Source organism: Exiguobacterium sp. 8A (assembly GCF_902506275.1).
Taxonomy (GTDB): domain Bacteria; phylum Bacillota; class Bacilli; order Exiguobacteriales; family Exiguobacteriaceae; genus Exiguobacterium; species Exiguobacterium profundum.
The window spans coordinates 2,775,559-2,796,684 of record NZ_LR733630.1 but is presented as its reverse complement, the minus strand read 5'-3'; the positions used below and the strand labels follow the sequence as shown (position 1 = coordinate 2,796,684).

The 21,126-nt window shown below is 48.1% G+C and carries 14 protein-coding genes; 2 read left to right on the top strand and 12 right to left on the bottom strand.

The genetic code is table 11. The features are described 5' to 3' along the window. Nucleotides 1–346: 346 nt before the first annotated feature. The 12 genes from GVY42_RS14680 to addB all read right to left on the bottom strand — a co-directional run bounded on the left by GVY42_RS14680 (nt 347) and on the right by addB (nt 20,142). On the bottom strand, nt 347–1,186 hold the full coding sequence (locus GVY42_RS14680; protein WP_159561891.1) for a phytoene/squalene synthase family protein: 840 nt from the start codon (nt 1,184–1,186) through the stop codon (nt 347–349). Beyond that, nucleotides 1,155–2,633 carry an NAD(P)/FAD-dependent oxidoreductase gene (locus GVY42_RS14675; RefSeq protein ID WP_159561890.1) on the bottom strand — a complete coding sequence of 493 codons (1,479 nt, stop codon included), beginning with the start codon at nt 2,631–2,633 and terminating at the stop codon, nt 1,155–1,157. Before GVY42_RS14675 ends, GVY42_RS14680 begins: the two co-directional genes overlap by 32 nt. Further along, the gene (locus tag GVY42_RS14670; RefSeq protein WP_159561889.1) at nt 2,630–4,123 is read right to left on the bottom strand and encodes an NAD(P)/FAD-dependent oxidoreductase; all 1,494 of its coding nucleotides are present in this window, start codon (nt 4,121–4,123) and stop codon (nt 2,630–2,632) included. The genes GVY42_RS14675 and GVY42_RS14670 overlap by 4 nt, the downstream gene beginning before the upstream one ends. A gap of 69 nt (nt 4,124–4,192) precedes the next feature. After that, the gene (locus GVY42_RS14665; RefSeq protein ID WP_074037653.1) at nt 4,193–5,224 is read right to left on the bottom strand and encodes a class I SAM-dependent methyltransferase; all 1,032 of its coding nucleotides are present in this window, start codon (nt 5,222–5,224) and stop codon (nt 4,193–4,195) included. Nucleotides 5,225–5,324: 100 nt separating this feature from the next. After that, entirely contained in the window at nt 5,325–5,708 is a 384-nt protein-coding gene (locus GVY42_RS14660) for a YisL family protein (RefSeq protein ID WP_015880968.1), read from the bottom strand. Nucleotides 5,709–5,821: 113 nt separating this feature from the next. Then, on the bottom strand, nt 5,822–8,380 hold the full coding sequence (locus GVY42_RS14655; protein WP_159561888.1) for an ATP-binding protein: 2,559 nt from the start codon (nt 8,378–8,380) through the stop codon (nt 5,822–5,824). Then, the gene (locus GVY42_RS14650) at nt 8,377–8,739 is read right to left on the bottom strand and encodes a response regulator (RefSeq protein ID WP_015880966.1); all 363 of its coding nucleotides are present in this window, start codon (nt 8,737–8,739) and stop codon (nt 8,377–8,379) included. Before GVY42_RS14650 ends, GVY42_RS14655 begins: the two co-directional genes overlap by 4 nt. A gap of 133 nt (nt 8,740–8,872) precedes the next feature. Next, nucleotides 8,873–10,744 (bottom strand): ABC transporter ATP-binding protein, encoded by a 1,872-nt coding sequence (locus tag GVY42_RS14645; protein WP_159561887.1) that lies wholly within the window; start codon nt 10,742–10,744, stop codon nt 8,873–8,875. After that, nucleotides 10,741–12,465, bottom strand: coding sequence for an ABC transporter ATP-binding protein (locus GVY42_RS14640; protein WP_159561886.1), 1,725 nt, complete (start codon nt 12,463–12,465; stop codon nt 10,741–10,743). Before GVY42_RS14640 ends, GVY42_RS14645 begins: the two co-directional genes overlap by 4 nt. After that, complete coding sequence (locus tag GVY42_RS14635) at nt 12,458–12,940, bottom strand: MarR family winged helix-turn-helix transcriptional regulator (RefSeq protein ID WP_074037656.1); 483 nt, start codon at nt 12,938–12,940, stop codon at nt 12,458–12,460. Before GVY42_RS14635 ends, GVY42_RS14640 begins: the two co-directional genes overlap by 8 nt. Before the next feature lie 169 nt (nt 12,941–13,109). After that, entirely contained in the window at nt 13,110–16,727 is a 3,618-nt protein-coding gene (addA, locus tag GVY42_RS14630; protein ID WP_159561885.1) for a helicase-exonuclease AddAB subunit AddA, read from the bottom strand. Next, nucleotides 16,705–20,142, bottom strand: coding sequence for a helicase-exonuclease AddAB subunit AddB (gene addB / locus GVY42_RS14625; protein WP_159561884.1), 3,438 nt, complete (start codon nt 20,140–20,142; stop codon nt 16,705–16,707). Before addB ends, addA begins: the two co-directional genes overlap by 23 nt. 158 nt (nt 20,143–20,300) lie before the next feature. On the opposite strand from addB, the gene GVY42_RS14620 reads away from it, so the two are divergent. Together GVY42_RS14620 and GVY42_RS14615 are read left to right on the top strand one after the other, a co-directional pair. Next, nucleotides 20,301–20,681, top strand: coding sequence for a truncated hemoglobin (locus tag GVY42_RS14620; RefSeq protein ID WP_015880960.1), 381 nt, complete (start codon nt 20,301–20,303; stop codon nt 20,679–20,681). 55 nt (nt 20,682–20,736) lie between these two features. After that, a complete protein-coding gene (locus tag GVY42_RS14615) occupies nt 20,737–21,123 on the top strand; it encodes a hypothetical protein (RefSeq protein ID WP_015880959.1) in 387 nt (128 codons plus the stop codon). Nucleotides 21,124–21,126: the final 3 nt, after the last annotated feature.

Sequence of the window (21,126 nt, the reverse complement as noted above, 5' to 3'; positions counted from 1 at the left end):
GTAGCGATCGAATGGCTTCCCCGAGCCTCATCGCGTTTTGAACTTGTCACACCCGAGAAAAAGTGATGAGCGAGTTTCCCCACTCGTATCCCGTAGTTGAGACAGCTTGCGTATGATGTTCCCCCTTAGTCCATCAAGCATCCTGTTTCGACGAAGATGTCCCAACTGATTCATTCCCCATGAATCCCGGCACATCTTTAGGGCTTCATCACAAACCGATTCATTCGTTTCCCCGATGAATGAATCACATAACGCTTACGCCACTTTTGGTCCCCCGCCAAAAGTGGTTTTTTTTGCGTACAAAAAACTGTAGACGCCACCGAGCGTCTACAGGGAATCGAATCGCTTATAGTTTTGCCAACAACTTTCCTTTTTGTAAGGTCGATACGTATGCCCGCTTTGTGAAGACGTCATGTCGATTCGCACGTGCCGCATCAAGAATCCCTTCATAGAGAAGAGCCGCTGCTTGTACCGGCTTTCGACTCGCGAGTGGATACAGATGATGGGTTTCGCGTGCCCGTTCATACAAGAACTCTGCACGATTCGCCAACGCCTCCCATAGATCGATAAAGACAGGGGTCACTTCTCGTTGGTGTAACATCGCTTCACTCACACCGTACTGACGCATCATCGTACGGGGTAAATAGATGCGGTCTCGATTCAAATCTTCACCGACATCACGTAAAATATTGGTCAGTTGCATCGCAATGCCAAGGTCGATGGCGCCTTGCCTTAGCTGACGTGTCGTCGCAGCGTCCTGATTTGGGACAAGGATCGGGAGCAGCATCAGACCGACCGTGCTCGCTGCATAATAGCTATACTGCTCGGTCTCTTCGAGCGTTTCATACCGCGACTTATGTAAGTCCCATTTCATCCCTTCCGCCAATTCAAAAAATGGTTCGACGTCCATGTCATAACGTTTCCACACATCACGAAGGGCAACCCATAGTGCTTCATCTTGGTCGTAACCAGCTAAAAAGCGGTCGAAGTCATGCAAAAATGCTGCCAAACTCTCTTCTGGACGGTCTGATTCATCGACCGCATCATCGAGAGTGCGACAGAACGTATATACTGCCATGACCGCTTGACGGTCTGGTTTTGAGAGCAAAGAGAAGGCCCGGTAAAAGGTTAACGAGCCCTTCTTCATGATTTCCTCACATTGACGATACGCTTCTTGTGTCGTCACGATGCATTGCCCCCATTTCTTCTTCCATTTTTTTCACAAGTAATTGCGACCCAATCATAACGATGGGGACGCCACCGCATGGATGGACGGATGCGCCCACCGCATAGAGGCGTTCGATTTTCGGGAATGGTCTCGCTTGTGGTTTGAAGGCGGCTGACTGAGATAACTTTGGTGCAATCCCAAAACTTCCTCCTTCGAACAACCCGAATCGCTCAGCATCCATCGGTGTCCGGACTTTCATCTCGATGACACGTTCACGAAAATCAGGCATGAATGCCTCGATTCTTCCTAATAGGTGTTCGATTGTCCCTTGTGCCTCAAAGTCTTCTCGTTCCAATTTTCGAGGAACCGGGACAAGAACATATAATACACTCGTTCCTTCTGGCGCGAGGGTTGTATCCATTCGCGATGGATTAAAGGTGTACATCGCTGGATACTCACTTAGTTTACCATCCTCGAAGATCGTACGCATCGATCCTTCAAAATCATTCGGTAAATCGAATTGGTGAACCGGTAAGTCGAGTTCGCCGTTGACGGTGAAATAAAGGAGTAACGTACCGCTTGACGGTTCATACGTCTTTGGCGTCACACCATCAATCAGGCGCTCCATGAGTGGAAAATCACCGTTCACGACGACTGCATCATACGGTACATATTCGTCATTTACCGTGACTCCATTGGCCACCCCGTCCGTGACATGGACACGATTGACGGTAGCATTCATCTCGAAACGAACACCTCGACGCTTCAACTCTTGTTCCATTTTCGTCGCCAGCGAAAAATATCCTCCTTTTACATACCAGACTCCTTCTTCTTGTTCACGATAAGGAATGAGTCCATATAACGAAGGAGTGGCATAAGGATTTCCGCCGATATAGAGCGTTTGTAAACTATAGGCGACACGTAAACGTTCGTCTTCAAAGAAGCGTTTCATATTCGCATGAGCCGTCTCATATGCTTTTAACCGCATGAGAAGGAGAAGTAGTTTAGGCTCGAACAACTCCGCTTTTGAGGCATAACTACGATCTAAAAACGTATCGAAGCCAATCCGATACTCTTCTTTCTTTTGGGACATGTACTGACGGAAGGCATCTCCTTCGCCGAAAGTTCGTTCGATTTCTTCCGCCTGTCTCTCGATTTCCCGATATTTATAGAACGATGTCCCGTCTTGATAACGTAAGCGATAAAGCGGATCGACTTCAATCAACTCCACTTCATGTTCAGGAAGACCCGCCTCAATCAGTTGTTGTTTCAGTTTACTCGGCAATAAGACGATGGTTGGACCTTCATCGACTTTCGCCCCATTATCGAATTCAACGTAGTTCAAGCGTCCACCGACCCGGTCCTCTTTCTCATAAATCGTGATTTGAAGTGACGGATTGCGTTTCGTCAATAAGAGGGCGGCATATAGTGTACCGACCCCTGCTCCGACAAAGCTAATATTCATCGGCCGACACCTGCCCGGTCACGCAAAAGGTTCGTCGTGATCCGCGCTGATTCAAAGATGGTCGGCAGCCCACTTCCTGGGTGGGTCCCACCCCCGACGAGCCAGACGTTGTCGAGCTCTTCGAATTGGTTATGCGGGCGGAAATACATCATCTGCGATAAGTTGTGCCCTAGATTGAACGTTGCACCTTCATATACACCAAACGCTTTCCAGTCCTCAGGCGTCAACGCCTCCATCACCTCGATGTGTTGACGGATGTTTCGGTAAGGGGAACGTGTCTCAAGCGCGTCGAGAACGCGCTCTGTCATGGTCGCTTGTAACGTCTCCCACGGGAGGCCAGATAAATTGTTCGGCACCGGTACGAGAACGTAAAGCGATGACTTGCCAGGAGGCGCAAGTGTCGGGTCGATGCGTGAGGCATTCTGTACATAAAACGAGAAGTCCTCGCTCAATTTCAATTCTTGTGTCATCTCTTTGACATTCAATTCATAATCGTCCGCGAAGTGAATCGAGTGATGCGCCACATCTTCGTAGACATGGTCGAGCCCGAGATAAAGCATGAATGTCGAGCACGAGTAACGCTTCTTCTTGAGTTGAGTCGGACTCCACTTCGTTAGTTTACCGTCTGGAACGAGCGACGTCATCGCATGTGCGAAGTCAGCACCAATCACGACTTCATCAAACGCATAATGGACACTCCCGGACACGAGACCGGTCACGTTTTGATCATCCATGAGAAGACGCTCTACCGGTTCGCCTAAACGAATGACGCCTCCCTCTTCTTCAATCACTTTCGCCATCGCATGACACAGCTGGTTCACTCCGCCAATCGGGTGATGCACTCCGTAGGCGTGTTCCATGTAAGACAAGATGGAGAATCCACCCGGACATTCCCAAGCGGACATCCCCAAATATTTAGCCTGAAACGTGAACGCATACTTCAGCTCTTCGCTCGTGAAGTACTCGGACAAGACGTCATAAAGCGATTTACCGATCGAGAGGAACGGTAGCGCCTTGAGCACGCGTAACGAGACATAGTCGGTAAGCTTGTCATGTGCGGTCTGAAGCACAGGCATCAATTTAGACAGTTTGATCGCCTGTTCACTCATGAACCGTTCGTAACCTTCGCCATTCCCTGGAAATTGTTCTTCGATGGCGCGATACATCTGATCACGATCTGTTGTCATCGAGAGTTGACGCGTCCCACGGTCGAAGTACAAATCATACATCGGCTCCAACTGCTTCATCTCGACATAATCATGCAGATTACGCCCTGTCTCTTCAAAAATTTCTTCTAAAATATAAGGCATATTCAAAAACGTAGGTCCTCGGTCGAACGCAAATTCACCTACTTCTAAGCGCGACGTTCTGCCGCCTACAAACGGTTGTTTCTCAAATACGGTGACGTCTACACCGCGATGCGCCAGTAGCATCGCTGCAGCCAACCCACCTGGTCCTGCCCCAATAACGGCAACTCTTTGTTTCGACACACTCAACAACTCCCTATGTGAATAGTCTCTTATGCTTCTCTATCATTATAGGAATGACGGGAGACAAGTTCAATTTTGAATCGGTTGATTGAGCAGGTTCGTCTTTCCTCGCTCAGCGATGACGATATACCAAGAACCTTCCGGAATGAATGGGATGAAGCGGATTTGATCAAAACCTACTTCTTGCATCTGCCGGCGCAATCGTGGAATGGTCGGAAGCGGGTACAGATTATCGTGGAGTGTCATGAACGCATTGAACGCGGAAGCGAATCGTCCACCGAGCGCTGTTTCGGCGAGCGGGGTCACGAGAATGGCGACACCCTTTTCTTCTAAACGCTCCCGTAGTCTCTCAAGCAACTTGATACGTTCTTCTGGTGAGAAGTAATACAGCATATTGTTCATCATCACCGCATCGAATTGCTCTTCTGTTTCCCAGTTCATGAAGTCAGCTACTTCGAAATGAATGTCGCCACTCTCGTCTCGCGAGCGTGCCTCTTCGATTACCTCTTCCTCTAAATCGATGCCTGTCAGTTCCCAACTCGGTTCGAGCGCTTGGAGTTTACGTAAGTAGCCGCCGTGCCCACATCCAATATCGAGCATCGATTCGACATTTGCCTGTCGTAAAAGTTGTTGCACGATTGGAAATGCGACCGTTTCGACGAGTGTCGATGTCTTCGCGACGACTTGACCGTGTTCAGCTCCATCAAACGTCTTTTGCTTCCCAGACTCTAGAAATTCCGGATAAGCGATTAACGCGGGGATGTGAAGCTCCATCATTTCTTGAAGCATGAACCCGATGCTCCGTTCATCGTTACCGGATAATTGATATTTTAATCCACGCGTCGGATAGTAGCGCCAGCCTCTCTTTTTCAAATGACGGACGGCGACCCCGACTTCTAACCAACGCTCTAGCGCAAGTTGTGTCAATGGGCGTTTTAGACGTAAATTCATCTCCGCCATGCTCGCGCCACCTTGAAGCGCATCGAATAGTCCGAACTTGTAGCCGATATAGCCGTGCCATAAGGGTAAAAATGATTCAGTTTGTTTCATCCATTTCCGTGCGTGTAAAACTCGTGTCCATTCCATCATCTGTTGATCCATCGTTTCACCTCATCGTCGTAATTACTGATTTTTTTATTTTCCCCTAATAATTTGTGTACAAACAAAAAAATCCCACTTCGGTGTGCGAAGTGGGAACGTCTTATTGAATAAAGCTGTTGAAGAAAGATTGTCCATAAGGCAATGCATAGCCGATGAAAATCGTAATGAGTGCCAAGACGATAAACCCGCCAAATAGTCCGTTTGACGGTTTTTTCTTTTTGACTTTGACGAGCGTCATCTCACCGAAGATCAAAGTTAATAAACCGACCGTGATTTTCACGTGATAGAATGTCCCGCCACCATTCAACTGAAGGTAGAGATAAAGTCCTGTTCCGAATGCGATGAGTAACATGAGTCGAAACGCCATATGTGCGATCTTTCCACTCTTGTTGCCGTTCTTATAACCGATATAGGCCACGGCAAACAAAATAAGTAACAAAATCCAGCTCGTAACGTGCGTGTGCAAGAATGCAATCAGTGGCATTCAAATGCCCCCCTTTATGATGTTGTACAGTCTTCATTGTACACGAACTCTCTCCCGATTGGTCAAGCGAACGATTCTAAAAAATGAGCCATCCTCAAGGGATGGCCCATACATTATACAGGAGTCGTCTCTGCCTCTTGGACAGCGTACTCATAGCTTGGGATTTCAACGATGAACGTCGAGCCCTCATGCTGAATCGATTCTACATGGATTTGGCCGTTGTGACCACGGACGATTTCCTGACAAATCGGTAATCCGAGCCCCGTACCGCCGATTTCACGACTGTCGGAGTTGTCGACACGATAAAACTTATCAAATAAGCGATCGAGCGCGTCACTTGGAATCCCGATTCCTTCGTCCTTCACTTTAATGGACACGATTTGCTCGTGATGCGCAAGTTCGACCGTGATTTTTCCACCTCTTGGAGAATACTTCACGGCGTTCGACAATAGATTACTCATCAACTGTTTGAACTTCTGGCAATCGACAAATAATTCATATGGACGTGCATCATCTGCAATCAATTCGAATTCATGTTTCAACGACGATGCCTCATAGAACGTCAACATGTCTCGGACGACCGGCTCGATATCAAGCTGTTCCCGGTCATACATTTGACTACCGGATTCCATTCGTTGCACATCGAGGAAGTCGTTGACGAGATGTGTCAGACGCTCCGTCTCGGAGTGAATGGTCTCCAAGTATTTAGCTTGTTTTTCATTCGGCAACTGTTTTTTGACCATCAATTCCGTGAATCCATAGATGGACGAGAGCGGCGTACGCAGTTCATGCGAGATGGTTGAGATAAACTCACTCTTCAATCGCTCCGCCTCTGTCTCACTCGTGATATCTCGGAAGACGAGAAGCGTACCTTTTGAAAGTCCGCCGACAATGATGCGCTCTGCATACATCTGCAAGTTCATTTCGCCCTTACGAATCGAGAAGCTTACACTGTCATGTGGGAAATCTTCGGTGAACAGGCGATTCGTATACTTCGTAAAGTCCTCCGCTTGATCGACCGTTTCAACAAGACGATTCCGCCATTCTTCCCACGTTTCTTCTTCAAGGTCTTGTGAACTGACGTCACTTAACTCAGGGAACATCTCATAGAGTGGACGGTTGACGAACACGTCATTCGTCGAGTGGTCGATGTAGACGACCGCTTCTCGAATCGAATCGAGAATTCGCTCCGTCTTTCCTTTCTCCCGTTTCATCTCTTCAAATAGACGCATCCGTAAGAGAGAAAGCGAGAGCTGACGAGCGAATGACATGATGTCGCCCATCTGGGTTTGGGTGAAACGATCTTTGTATCGGACCAGATAGATGAAGGCAATGATTGAATCATCTGTCGGGTCATGGACCGGTACCGCCGTCTCAAACATATAGTACGGATACGGGAGCGGATGGTCGCTCGCGACTTGTTTCGACGAGTGTACCGTCGTCTTCAATGTCATCGCGCGCGTCAATACGGAATTTTCGCTATCGAGCAACTGACGAGACAACGTATCGTTCAAGCCGTGGCTCGTCACGCGATACGTACCCGCTTCATCCACGAAAACGAGTGCACCGACCTCTGAATCTGTAATCGTGACCAGTTTCTCAATGATTTCCGGATAGGCCGTAAGCGAATCGCGTGACGCTAACGTCTCCGTCAATTCATTCCGATACGCGAGGTGTTGCTCGTTTTGTTGCGTCTGTTCTAAGATTTCTTCTAGTTCTTGTTGCTGTGCCTGCAATTCTTCTTGTTGGGCAATCAATTCTTCTTGTTGCGCTTGCAACTCATGGTTTTTTTCAATCAAATGTCGTTCATTGTCACGAAGTGTCTCAGCCATCTTATGGAACGATCGAGACATCGTCCCAATCTCATCTTCTCGTTTCATCTGATCGCTCAAATCAACGATTTCCCCTTTTAACAAGCGGTTCGATGCGATGGAAAGTCGTGAAATCAAACGTGTTTGACGGCGTAGGAACGGCTGGATAAACAATAAGATCAATACGGCGAACGAGGCGATGCTCATGATCCACAAGAATTGAAGCATATTGTTGTTCTGTCGCCATTCAGCGTAGACGGCCTCTTTTTCAGACGCCATCAACTCACGATATTCTCCGAGCGCAGACTCTACCTCATCAATCGGTCCGAGGATGTCAATGCCGCGTTGCGGATTAAATTGGACGAGTCCTTGATCAATCAAGCGCTGAGCCGTCGGCAACTCGGCAATCGTTTGAGCATCGATAAACGTCTCTGTGACTTCCCCATCTTGTTGCGCTTGGGCATATTCATACGTCACCGGAATGATCACATCATAGTAAAAGTCGTGGAACTGCTGAAGATCTTCTGCGAACAATTCTCCTTGGCGCGTCTGAACTTGTGTTTTGAACCAATTGATTTCCTGTTGGAACTTAGCCTCATTCGCACGTGAACGTTCGAGCGATGCTGTGTCGCCGAACAAGAGATATCCTCGTGTATCATATTGGTCAGCCTGCCACTCATCCCACATCTTCGTCAGACGGTCGACGCGTTCATCGACCTGACGCAATCTCGCCTCGTTCGCCTCCAAACGGTTCTCGATATAGACATAAGTCAATGCCGATCCGACCAACGCAATGACGAGGAAGGAATAAAGGACGACCATGATGTCGCGTCCGAGTTTTTGTTTAAACCACCTTTTCACTTCACAATGCCTCCTATGATTTTGACGAGTTCAAGTGGGCTGAACGGTTTAGAAATGAAGTAGTCGACACCAATCTCGTTCGCGCAATCACGGTCAGATTGTTGGCTTTTCGCCGTCAACATCATCACTTTCGTCTCTTGTCGCCCTGGTAACTTCCGTACTTTTTCAATCACTTCAAGCCCTGTCATGCCGGGCATCATATGATCCACAATGACCAAATCATATTCATTTTCTTCAATCAATCGATAGGCCTCAATTCCATCTTGTGCCTCGTCGATGTCATATCCTTCATCTTCTAATGTATCCATAACAAGCATGCGTAGCACTTCTTCGTCTTCCGCAAGTAAGATTTTAACCATAATTGTTCCTCCATTTTTTATCCCATTTTTTTATTTTAACGGATTTGTAATTGTTACACAAAATAAAAAGACGTACGAAACTCATCTCGTACGTCTTTTGCCTAATCACATTGCCCCAAAACCTGTATTCCAGTTATACGACTTCTTTTTCAGCGAACTGACTATTGTAAAGTTCTTCATAAAAACCACCAGCTTCAAGAAGCGATTCATGTGTTCCTTGCTCAATGACCCGACCTTGGTCCATAACCAAAATCAAATCCGCATCTTTGATGGTCGATAAACGGTGAGCGATGACGAAACTCGTCCGCCCATTCATCAGCCGTTTCATCGCCTGTTGAATCAAAATCTCAGTACGCGTATCCACACTCGACGTTGCTTCGTCTAAAATCATAATCGGTGGGTTCGCCAATACTGCTCGCGCAATCGTCAGCAACTGTTTTTGACCTTGTGAAATGTTATTGGCCTCTTCATTCAACACGGTGTCGTATCCGTCTGGCAACGTTCGAATGAATGCATCCGCATGCGCCGTTTTCGCCGCGTTGACGATTTCCATCTCAGTCGCTCCCGTTTTCCCATAGGCGATGTTATCACGAATCGTCCCGTTGAATAGCCACGTGTCCTGTAAGACCATTCCAAACGTATGTCGCAAATCTTGTCTCGACATTTTACGCGAGTCTTTCCCATCGATGAATATCTCTCCACCGTTCAACTCATAAAAACGCATGAGTAGATTAATCAATGTCGTTTTGCCGGCGCCTGTCGGACCGACGATGGCCACCGTTTGGCCCGTCAACACATCGAGATTCATATCTTGAATGAGTAGGTTGTCGCCGTATCCGAAATCGACATGACGGAACGTGACATTTCCTTCGGCACGTTCTAATTGATAGGTCTTCACATCTTTCACTTCTTCTTCTTCATCCAGCAGTTCAAATACACGTTCCGCCGCGGCAACCGTCGACTGGACGATGTTCGCGATATTCGCTGTCTGGGTGATTGGTTGGGTGAACTGACGTGTATATGTGATAAACGCTTGAATGTCCCCGATGGAGATGCTGCGCTGCGTGACCAAAATACCGCCGACGACACTAATCAATACATAGCTGATGTTCCCGATGAACATCGTCATCGGCATGATGATTCCGGAAATGAATTGCGCTTTCCGTCCTGCATCGTAAAGCTCCTCATTCACATCGTCAAACTCACGCACAGCTGTCTCTTCCCGACCAAACGCTTTGACGACCGCGTGCCCTGTATACATTTCTTCCACATGGCCGTTCAGTCGTCCAAGGTGACGCTGTTGATCGGAAAAATATTGTTGCGACCGTTTCAAAATCGGACGAATCGCAAAAATCGTGAGCGGAAGGGACACAAGAGAGATGACCGTCAACAGAGGACTGATTGACAGCATCATAATCAAAATCCCAATGATGGTGACGATGGAAGTAATGAATGACGTAACACTCTGTTGTAGCGTACTCCCAATCAAGTCGATGTCATTTGTCACCCGGCTCAATGTCTCCCCGTTCGAGCGTCCGTCATAATACTTGAGCGGAAGTCGTTCTAACTTTTTGTTCACGTCTTCGCGCAAATCATAGACCGTTTTTTGGGCAACACCGGACATCAAATATTGTTGCACGTAGTTGAATAGACTACTGATGACGTAAAGGCCAGCGAGGAGCGACAAAATTTGTCCGATTCTCGTGAAATCAATTTCTGCCCCTGGCACACCTGTAAACTTCGCATATGCCCCTTCAAACAGTTCGGTGATGGCGATTCCCATGATTTTCGGACCGGCAATCATAAAGATTGTACTTAAAATCGCCGCGACAAACACAGCAATCAACGTGTTTCGCCGTGGTTTCAAATAGGCAAGCAAACGACGGAACGTGACTTTGAATGCTTTTGGCTTTTCGCCCATCATCATCATATTTCCACCGCCCGGACCTCCTGGACCGCCGTGTCCCCCATGAGTTTGTCGCGTATTTGCTTGTTTCTCACTCATGCGATTTCCTCCTCAGACAATTGCGATTTCACGATTTCTTGATAGACCGCATTCGTCGCAAATAATTCCTCATGTGTCCCGACTCCGGCAACGGCGCCTTCTTCTAGAACGATGATTCGGTCGGCGTCCATGATCGTGCTGACACGTTGTGCAACAATCAGTACCGTCGCATCTTTCGTTTCTTCTTTTAACGCTTTGCGAAGGGCGGCATCCGTTTTAAAATCAAGTGCCGAGAAACTGTCGTCGAATACATATAAATCCGGTTTCCGAACGAGAGCTCGCGCAATCGACAGACGCTGTTTTTGACCACCCGACACGTTTGACCCACCTTGTTCGATCACAGCCTCATATCGGTCTGGCATCTTCTCGATAAAGTCACTTGCCTGCGCGATGGATGCGGCATGAACGACTTCTTCCACTGTTGCATCGGTCTTCCCATATCGAATGTTCTCAGCAATCGTACCTGTGAACAGCAACGCCTTTTGAGGAACGAACCCGATCTTCGAACGAAGTGCCTCTTGTGGAACCGCTTGGACATCAACACCATTCACGCGAATTGTCCCCGACGTCACATCGTAAAATCTTGGAATCAGATTGACGAGTGTCGATTTACCTGACCCCGTACCCCCAATCACCGCTGTGACCTCACCTGGATTCGCTGAAAAACTCACATCGGATAGCGCTGGTTCTTCAGCACCCGGATAATAGAAGGTCACGTGATCAAATACGAGTGTCCCTTGCTCAATGTCCGCAGTCTTTGTCCCGTCATCAATCAGTGAAGGTTTCATCTCGAGCACTTCGTTGATCCGGTTGGCAGACACAGAAGCCCGAGGAACCATGATGAACATGACTGATGCCATGACGAGCGCGAACATGATTTGCATGACGTATTGAATGAACGCCATCAAATCTCCGATTTGCATCGCACCTTTATCAATCCGAATCCCTCCGAACCAAATGACGCCGACAACCGTCAAGTTCATCACGAGCATCATGACCGGCATGAGGAACGCCATGATTTGGTTCACTTTGATTGAGACGTCCGTCAACCGTTCATTCGCCTTCGTCAATCGAACCTGTTCTTCTTTTTCACGGTTGAAAGCTCGGATGACACGGATGCCCGTCAGATTTTCTCGGAGAACAAGATTGAGCCGGTCCAATCGATTCTGTACCTTTTTAAACAACGGCATCGCCTTCCAAAAAATGAGGAAGATCGAGATGACGAGTACCGGCATTGCGGCAACAATGACAAGAGACAACGTCGCATCCTTCGAGGTCGCCATGATCAATCCACCGACAAACATGATCGGCGCACTCACAACCATTCGCAGCATCATGATGATGACCTGTTGCACTTGCGTGATGTCGTTTGTCGTCCGTGTGATGAGCGAAGCCGTCCCGACACGATCGAACTCTTCAAGCGAGAAGCGTTCCACATGATTGAACACACGTCTTCGTAAGTCACGACCAAATCCCATCGCCGCCTTTGAAGAATAAAAACTGGCCACAATAGCAGCAAGTGCTCCAAGTCCCGTCACACCAAGCATGATTCCGCCCATTTGCCAAATGTAGCCGGTATCGCCCGTCACGACCCCATTATCGATAATGTCCGCCATCAACGTCGGTAAAAATAAATCTGCTAACGACTGCGCGAACACAAACAATAAAACCATCAGAACAGCCCATTTATAAGTAACGAGACGTTTCAATAACTTAATCATGTCGACACACTCCTTCACAATCTGTGAGCCCTTCATTCAATCCATCCGCAATATGTTGATGGGCTGTAAGCATATGATGATACGTATCCTGATCGAGACGAGACAAAATTTGATTCAATTGATATTCCGTCCCTTCTTCTTGTCGCTCAATCTCCTCAATCAAGCGTTTACCTGATTGGTCAATGGTCAACACAACTTCTCGCCGATTATCCGGGTTGATATCCCGACGAATCAATCCTTTCTCCACGAGACCATCTAATGATTGACTTAACGTGCTCTTTGGCATTCTCGTTCGCTGAACCAGTTCCTTTTGCGTAATCGCACCCTGTTCATTCAACATCATCAGACCGTGCAGTTGAGGTAATGTGAGATCGTTTTGTTGCGCCGTCTGATGCATGAGACGAATCAGGACACGCTGCACACGCCAAAATGATTGCATCATCTCCCGTGCCCGATTTGTATTTGTCTCGGTCATTCTTATTCACTCCTTTATCGTTCCGAATCGAATTGTTCTAAACGGAACAATTCTTTATATAAAATAAATTACTCCTCTCCAACTCGATTGTCAACGAAATCGAATGTGAATTTGCACATAGGAAAAGAGCGATGTCCTATAGCTGACATCGCTCTTCATTTATTCACATTTATTTAGTCGACACGGTCACGATTTCCTGCAGATCAAGCGAATAAATCAAAGTCCGCTCGACCCGAATATTCCAGATCGTCTCAATCGCCTCTCGATATAATTGTAGTTGAATCGCATATCGATCTCGCAATCGCTCATGTGCCTCTTCCCGAGAATCGGATAGATGCGTGACAGCATCCGATTTATAATCGAGAAGCACATACGAATCCCCATCGAAATACAGACAATCGATAATCCCTTGGATCAAAACATGCTCATCCGTAAAGTGTCCATCCGGATTGACGCGTTCGGCCGGCACCGTGTAGGTGAAAGGTAGCTCTCGCCATGCCGTCCCTCGCTCTAGTGCACCAGCGAGCGCTTGACCGACTTCTGTTTGGAAAAACATCTCGATATCCGGGATGGCGAGGCGTGCCGTCTCTGCCTCGATCGGACTGAGCATCCCTTGCATTTCCCATTGATTGATTTGGTCGACAATCGGTTGGTTCGGGTCAGCCAGTTGGAAAATCAAGTGTAACGTCGTCCCACGTTCCGCACCGGTCTGTTTGACTTGACGCCATTTCGGTTCCCGATAAGGGGTATCGACCGGACGTACCGGATCTTCGAAAGCGGCCTGTTCGAGTTGCATCGCCCGCTTCAGTTCGGTCACCGTCTGTTTCGCCGCCGTACGTACCGCATCCTGTGCAGGGTATTCGTAGGTCAAAGCTTGTTGTACGGCACGAATCGTCTCTTCTTCATTTTGAATCGGAAAATCGATTGCTTCAAATCGTTGGACGTGGTGCAACTGTGCCATCATCTCTTGTAGAGTCGCAATCTCCGCAAGGTCCGCTTCTCCGATGACACGATAAATCCATGAAGTCGATTCTTGGAAAGTAGAGGGAACCGTGAAGCCGAATGATTCGATAAACGAAGTGGCACTCGGAAGGCGTAAAAGCGCCGGTGCAATCCAATCGAGATACGTTTTTGCCTCTCGCCTCGCCTCACTCGCCAATAGATCTCCAGATTGACCGACCTGAAGCCACTGCTGAAGGTGTTTGAGTGGTTCGCCTACCGTTCCCACGAGAATCAATTTTTCTTTCGCACGTGTCAAGGCCACGTAAAGCACGCGCATCTCTTCCGCTTTCATCGTCGCATCTAAATCTCGTCGAATCATCTCTTTCACGAACGTCTCCGATTTCGTACGTGTCACGACGTCAATCGCATCGAGTGAGATGCCGTACTGTTTGTGGAAAATGACACGTTGCATTTGATCGCGTTTATTAAATTGTTTTCCGAGTTGGGCAACAATCGTGACCGGAAACTCAAGTCCTTTCGACTTGTGCACGGTCATGATACGAACGACGTTTTCCTCGTCCCCGAGCGACCGCGCCTCTGACAAATCTTCACCAGTATCCTGTAGTCGGTCCATCACACGTAAGAAGCGATAAAGACCTCGATAGCCACTACGCTCATAGGCTAGGGCCCGGTCATAAAGTGCCTTCAAGTTTTCCTGCCGCCCTTTTCCTCCAGGTAATCCCCCTGAGAAGTCATAAAACCCGGTGTCATTGAATAACTGTTGAATCAATTCCGACAGGCTATGATTTCGTGCATAAGTACGCCAACGGGAGAGGCGGTCAAGCATCTCGCCACATTTTACGCCAAGCTCATCATCGTCATCCGCTTTCGCCTTGAGCGCCTCATAGAAAGAATCTTCTGATTCAAGTCGAATCCGTGCCAATTCACTATCATCAAAACGGAACATCGGGGAGCGCAGCGCACCGGCAAGTGGGATGTCTTGAAGTGGATTATCAATCACTTTCAAAAGTGCCAGGATCATCCGAATCTCGGTCGCTTGAAAATACCCGCCATCCGAGTCGGTGTAGGCCGGAATATTGTACTGTGTCAAAATATCCATCAATTGCTCCACACGTTCTTTTTTCGAACGAACGAGAATCACGATATCCCGATATTCACAGTTTCGGAGTTGACCAGTTGATTCATCCGTCACTTTAAACGGTTCGTCTCCCGATACGAGTTCTAAGATGCGCGTAGCGATCGCCCGCCCTTCTACTTCTTGCTTCGATAACTCACGACTCGCGCCATCGACTAAAATAAACTCAGGGTCCGCTGGAATCGGTTCATACTCACGTCCAGGAACAAGTTGTGCCGCCTCATCATATGCGATTTCGCCGACCTCTTCGTCCATGAGCTGGACGAACAAATCATTGATCCCGTAGAGGACTTCGGAACGACTTCGGAAATTTTGAGAAAGGTCGATCCGTTTCCCTGTGTTCGCCTGTCTAAAGCGTGTCGCCTTATCGATGAAAAGACCCGGTTCTGCATGGCGGAATCGATAAATCGATTGTTTGATGTCGCCCACCATAAATAAATTCCCGATTTCCTCTCGTTCATTTGCGACCAGGTTGATGATTGTTTCTTGAATCTCGTTCGTATCTTGGTATTCATCAACGAGTACCTCAGCGAAACGTTCCTTATAGAGCGCTGCAACATCGGACGGTCCCCCATCTTGTCGTAAAATGGCGAGCGCATAATGTTCCAAGTCACTGAAGTCGACAAAGGCACGGTCGCGCTTCGCCTGCTCATAGGCTTGGGCGAACGCACGGACGGTTCGAACGAGTGTTTCAACGAGCGGTTGTTGCATCGAGACGCTCTCTAATAAGTCCGCCCCACTGACCCGAGCCTGTTCGACCGCTGCTGTCAATTTTTTCTTCGCTTGGTCGTAAGCCGGTTTGAGGATCTCGTGGTAAATCTGGTGCTCTTCTTTCTTCGGAACAGCCTTCATCGTGCCAAACTTCATCGCACGAGCCGCCGTCTCGAGTTCACTCCAGACAATGGTCTCCCCTTCAAGTTGTTCGAACGGAAAAATTGCTTGCCGGATGTTTTCAGACTGTGGCTCATACCCAGCGACCCGAAGCTCCGCTTCAAGTTTCCGAAGATCTCGTACGGCTTTTTTGATGTCATGCCACAGCATCTGTCCAAACTCAATCAGGATTGCTTCCTCATCAGGATCTTCTCCGAACGTGTACATGGATACGAGATGATCTAAATAAGCATCAGGGTTTGGGAGAGTACGCGCATAGTGATATAAGCCAAGAATCAAATCCTCGATTTCGCTGTCACCCCGGTCTGACGTATACGCATCGACAAGAGCGAAGAAATCGGTATCTTGTTTCCCGTACTCTTCCTCAAGCACTTCTTCTAAGACGTCATCCTGCAAGAGGACGAGGTCTCGTTCTTCCGCAATCTTGAACGCCGGATCCAAATCTAACAGGTAGTAGTTCTCACGAATCACCTCTAGACAAAATGAATGGATGGTCGTGATGAGCGCCCGGTTCAACATTTGTCGCTGTTTTCGGACATATTCATTTGTCGGGTCGTCGCGCAACGCCTCTTCAAGTGCCTTTGCGATTCGTCGTTTCATCTCTGCCGCTGCCGCGTTCGTAAAGGTGACAACGAGCATCCGGTCTGCCGTGAGTTCATCCGTTTCGTCAAGCAATCGACTAGACAACCGCTCGACAAGAACTGCCGTCTTTCCGGACCCTGCCGCAGCCGAGACGAGCACGTGACTCCCTCTTGCTTCAATCGCGGCGAACTGATCATTCGTCCATTTCACGGTCATCGCCTCCTAACTCCTGAAATACCTCTTCTTTCTCGAGCTTCTTCAATTTACGAGGCGCATTCGAGAGCGCTTCGTCAAAATGACAGACACTCTGATACGGACACGTCTGACACGGGCGCCGTTCTTTATATTCATAAGGTTCTACGTCAATTTTTCCTTTGTACATCTCCTCGGCACTCGCTTTGACGACGTCGAACGCATGGTCCATCAACTGCTCAAGTTGAGGGGGCGTCACAATTTTCTTCAAGGTGTTGGCGTCAGGCGTACCATCTTTTTTATATTTGACCGGAATGACAATTGATTTTTTGGATGAGCCTTTCGCCGAGCGGTCCATCATCTCTAAAATTTCCGGGTCATCTACTAATAGCCCTTGCATCTGATACGACTCCAATACTTTTTGACGCGTTTCTTCTTCAGAACTAGCAGGTGGAACGAGTGGTCGGTGCACGTGGAAATAGAGCGCCGCAGCAGGTGCGACGTTCTCTTTTGTCCACACCTCTGCCTGCTCAATCAATACCTTCAAATAGATGAGCATCTGCATCGCCAGACCGTAATAAATTTCTGCAAAGTCGACTTCACGTTTACTCGACTTATAGTCGACGATTCGGACGTATAGCTGGTCGTGGACCATCGCAGTGTCCACACGGTCGATTCGACCGACTAGTTCACATGTCGCCCCGTTCGATAATGTGAACGAAACGGGTGGAAATTGTCCGCTGCCGAACGCGAGTTCAAACGCTTCCGGGTCAAAGCCGTCTCGTTTTGATTGTTCAATCAACACTTCTGCCGTCTTACTGACGACGTCCGTCAATTTTTTCTTTAAGTAGGCGTAACGATTCGAACTCATCAAGATGGCATGCTGAATCTCTGGGGTCACGAGCTCGACCGCCTGCTCCGCTAAATGGGAGCACTCGTCAGGAGTGACATCTCGCCATTCCTTTCCGTCCATCTTCACCGTCTGCGACATATGTTCGATGGTCCGGTGATACAGATTCCCGATATCCGGGGCCTCGAGTCGATACAACCGTCGTTCCTTCAGACGCAAGCCATAACTTGCGAAATGTTTGAACGGACAGGCTTGGAATGTCTCGAGACGTGAGACACTCGCCCGAATCGACGGAGTATATAAGGATTTTGCGACACGATCATCCAACGATTCTGGGATATTTTGATAGAAGAGCGCGCTCGTCAACAACTGGAGACGTTCCCGTCCATCCGGATGCTTCAACAGTTCATTATAGACAGCAAACCACATATCTTGAATCGGATAATGACGACTCAACCGCTGAAGTTCAAGTGCCGTCACCGCCGCCGTCTGATTCACATTCGTCAAGAAGGCGAATTGATCACGTGGTCGGTGCTCACCTGCTTCAGCAAAATGAGTCTTGATGACGTTTTGGTGAAGTCGCGCCTTCAAGTCAGCGATAAACCGCGCCGGCTGAACGGCTTTCCCCGTTCTGTCGACTAGTGCGTAGCTAATGTATAAACGCTCGCTCGGTGCCGTCACAGCTTTGTATAGGTAATACGTTTCATCATCGAACAAGTGCTCTGTCGCCTTACCGGCACGAAGTCCATTCTCATGCATGAAATCTAAATCTTGATCGGTCAACAGTTTCGACTGTGCCGTGACAAGAGGAATTTGATCTTCATTCGCTCCGAGCAGGAAGACGACTTTCTTATCTATCAATCGACCACGCACATAATCCGTTATCGTCAATTGATCAAGCGAAGGTGGGATCAAGGCATAGCGGAGACTATCTAGTCCGGTGTCCATCATCTGGAGGAATAAGTCCGTTGACAACGTCTCTTCCGGAGCTGCGGCTTCTAGCTGCTCGAGCAAGTGCAAAACCGCGTCCCATACTTGAGTATGCTCACGCGCTTCGAGTAGTTCCGCCTCTTCAATCGCCTCATCGCGCCAGTGCGTCAGACAGTCTGATACACCGACACGCTCTAGAAAGGCATACATGGCGTGCGTATAAGCCTGCATCGTCTTCGCCTGTTTTAAATCTGATAGAAATGGATCAAATGTTTCGATGACACGTTCCCGAGACCGATTCAGCTCAGCCTCAATATCGAGTTCTTCGCTCGTGAGGCGTGCTTCCTCCCCGGAACGACGACGCAACTGCCATTCGTCGTGCCAATGATAATGTTTGATCCCCCGTTCGATAACGAACGCTTCAAGCCGGTCAACGGACGTACGACGATGTACCGGATCGAGGACGACGAGTTCTGTTTTAAGGGCACGGAATACGGACTCTTCTCGATATCCACGTAGAGCGATCTCAATCGTTGCTTTCAACAGTTCGACAAGCGGGTGGTCGAGCATTGGTTGCCGTTCATCAAGGAAATAGGGCAGTCCCATCTTTTGTAGCGCCTGAGATGCCAAATCACCATATTCGTCGAGTGAACGCGATACGAGTGCGATATCCCGATAACGATATCCTTCTTCACGTGTCAGACGAATGACTTCTCGAACGGCCGCCTCCACCTCGACGGTTCGGTCGACTGCGGCATGTAAATCGATTCGGTTCTCTGAACCAGTGTAAGGTTCCGCCGTCAATTGGTCGAATGTAGCCTCTAGATAACGGAGACTCGGATGCGTATAACGATAGACGGTATCATACAGCTCGTCTCGAGAAGGAATCTGCCGTTCTGTCAACAGTTCTTTGAAACGCATGAGTGTACGCTGCGTCGGTCCAAACAATGGATTTAGACGATACAAGGAGATAGGATCGATTGTCAGCAATACATCGACATCGACCTTCTCTGCAAGTGCAACGAGCACCGCCAACTCCTGCTCTGAAAACTCGTTGAATCCGTCCACATAGACACGCACATCCGTCAAATCTGTTTCCGGAAGGATTTGCAACATGACGTTGAAATAGTCTTCTGCATGAAGTGACTTACCTTCCGTCATCTTTAAAAATCCTTCATAGATGATGGAAAGGTCTTGTAACTTCAAAGCACGGTGCTGCGCCTGTTCGCTTAACCGCAACAAGTGCTCCGGTTCAACAAGCCCTCGCTTCAGCATCGAGATTAATTGGTTCAATTCTTCATAAAATCCGAACTGATTCATCGTACGGCGGAACAAGGTCAATCGTTCTTCGCTCATCTCGACGACCCTTCGTAACAACAAATGGGTCCCCGTCTGGTCTAAGAATTGATCTGTCGCTACACCGGCATCTCGCATCATCAAAAAAGCGAGACGACGCATCGAAAGGACTTGAATGCGCGTCGAACCATGCAAACCATCGACTGTCGCCATTTTCTTTTCCATCTCAAACGACATCTGGTCCGGTACGATCATATAAATCGTCGGTCCGCTCGGGTTTTGTTTCAGTTCTTGAATGACCTCATGGATCATTTGTTCACTTTTTCCCGTCCCCGATCGACCAACGTGAAAGGTCACTGTCATTTTAGCGAACACTCCTTCCCTTTTTTCTTCATTATGAACCATCCCTAAGCATTTGTAGAGGGAAACCTCTTCTACACCTTGTCCAAAAAAGTAACAGCCTACATCATTCCCTTTTTCGATTGAAATCGATTAGACTGAACGTATGAGGGGGAATATATGTGAGTGCCTATGAACAATTTGGAGGCGAACGTGGTGTACAACAACTCGTTGACGCGTTCTATGACCTCGTCTATGCCGATCCAATTTTACTTCCACTATTTCCGGAAGATCAAGATCGAGTCAAACAGCACCAATTTGAATTTTTAACACAGTTGCTCGGCGGTCCAAAGTTGTATTCGGAACGTCGTGGCGGTGGAAACTTGGCGATGATTCATCATGAGCATCCCATTTCTGAGACACATGCCGGCCATTGGCTTGGATGTATGGAACAGGCGCTCAAGACCGTGGATGCCCCAGAATCGATCAAACGTCAGTTATTTCAACGGTTGATCATGTCATCTTCGAATGTCGTCCGTGTTTGTTCGCATCATTTTGAGTAGTCACAACTATAAAAAGTGGGTATGATAGGAAAGTAAGCAAAGGAGGTCGTTTCACATGACAGAAGAAGAAAAAAAAGAAGTCGTCTCATCTGAGGAAGAGACGGAAGAAAAAGAAGAAACGGTAGTCCTCGCCGACGCGCTTGATGAAGCTAACGAAGCTGCTGAAGCAGAAGAAGATGAGGACGATGATGAGGATCAGCCGGAAGAGAAGAACATGGACCACATCAAAGGCGTCTTCAACTATGATCATGAAAATGGTCGTGAATACCGTGTCGTCTTTTACAACGATCGCAAAAACTTAGTGTTCCGTGAACTCGGTAATGGCAAGGTTGAATTTGTCGGCCGCTTCTCGGATGATGCATACGATGAAGAGAATGAAGCAGAAATGCGTGAACTCGGTCAACGTGAACTTGAGCGCATCCTCGCTGAACGCTTCAACTAAAAA

Coding starts and splice junctions, on each gene's coding strand:
- GVY42_RS14675 (WP_159561890.1), bottom strand. CDS start 2,633: ATGAATATTAGCTTTGTCGGAGCAGGGGTCGGTACACTATATGCCGCC.
- GVY42_RS14665 (WP_074037653.1), bottom strand. CDS start 5,224: ATGGATCAACAGATGATGGAATGGACACGAGTTTTACACGCACGGAAA.
- GVY42_RS14660 (WP_015880968.1), bottom strand. CDS start 5,708: ATGCCACTGATTGCATTCTTGCACACGCACGTTACGAGCTGGATTTTG.
- GVY42_RS14650 (WP_015880966.1), bottom strand. CDS start 8,739: ATGGTTAAAATCTTACTTGCGGAAGACGAAGAAGTGCTACGCATGCTT.
- GVY42_RS14645 (WP_159561887.1), bottom strand. CDS start 10,744: ATGAGTGAGAAACAAGCAAATACGCGACAAACTCATGGGGGACACGGC.
- GVY42_RS14640 (WP_159561886.1), bottom strand. CDS start 12,465: ATGATTAAGTTATTGAAACGTCTCGTTACTTATAAATGGGCTGTTCTG.
- GVY42_RS14635 (WP_074037656.1), bottom strand. CDS start 12,940: ATGACCGAGACAAATACAAATCGGGCACGGGAGATGATGCAATCATTT.
- addA (WP_159561885.1), bottom strand. CDS start 16,727: ATGACCGTGAAATGGACGAATGATCAGTTCGCCGCGATTGAAGCAAGA.
- addB (WP_159561884.1), bottom strand. CDS start 20,142: ATGACAGTGACCTTTCACGTTGGTCGATCGGGGACGGGAAAAAGTGAA.
- GVY42_RS14615 (WP_015880959.1), top strand. CDS start 20,737: ATGACAGAAGAAGAAAAAAAAGAAGTCGTCTCATCTGAGGAAGAGACG.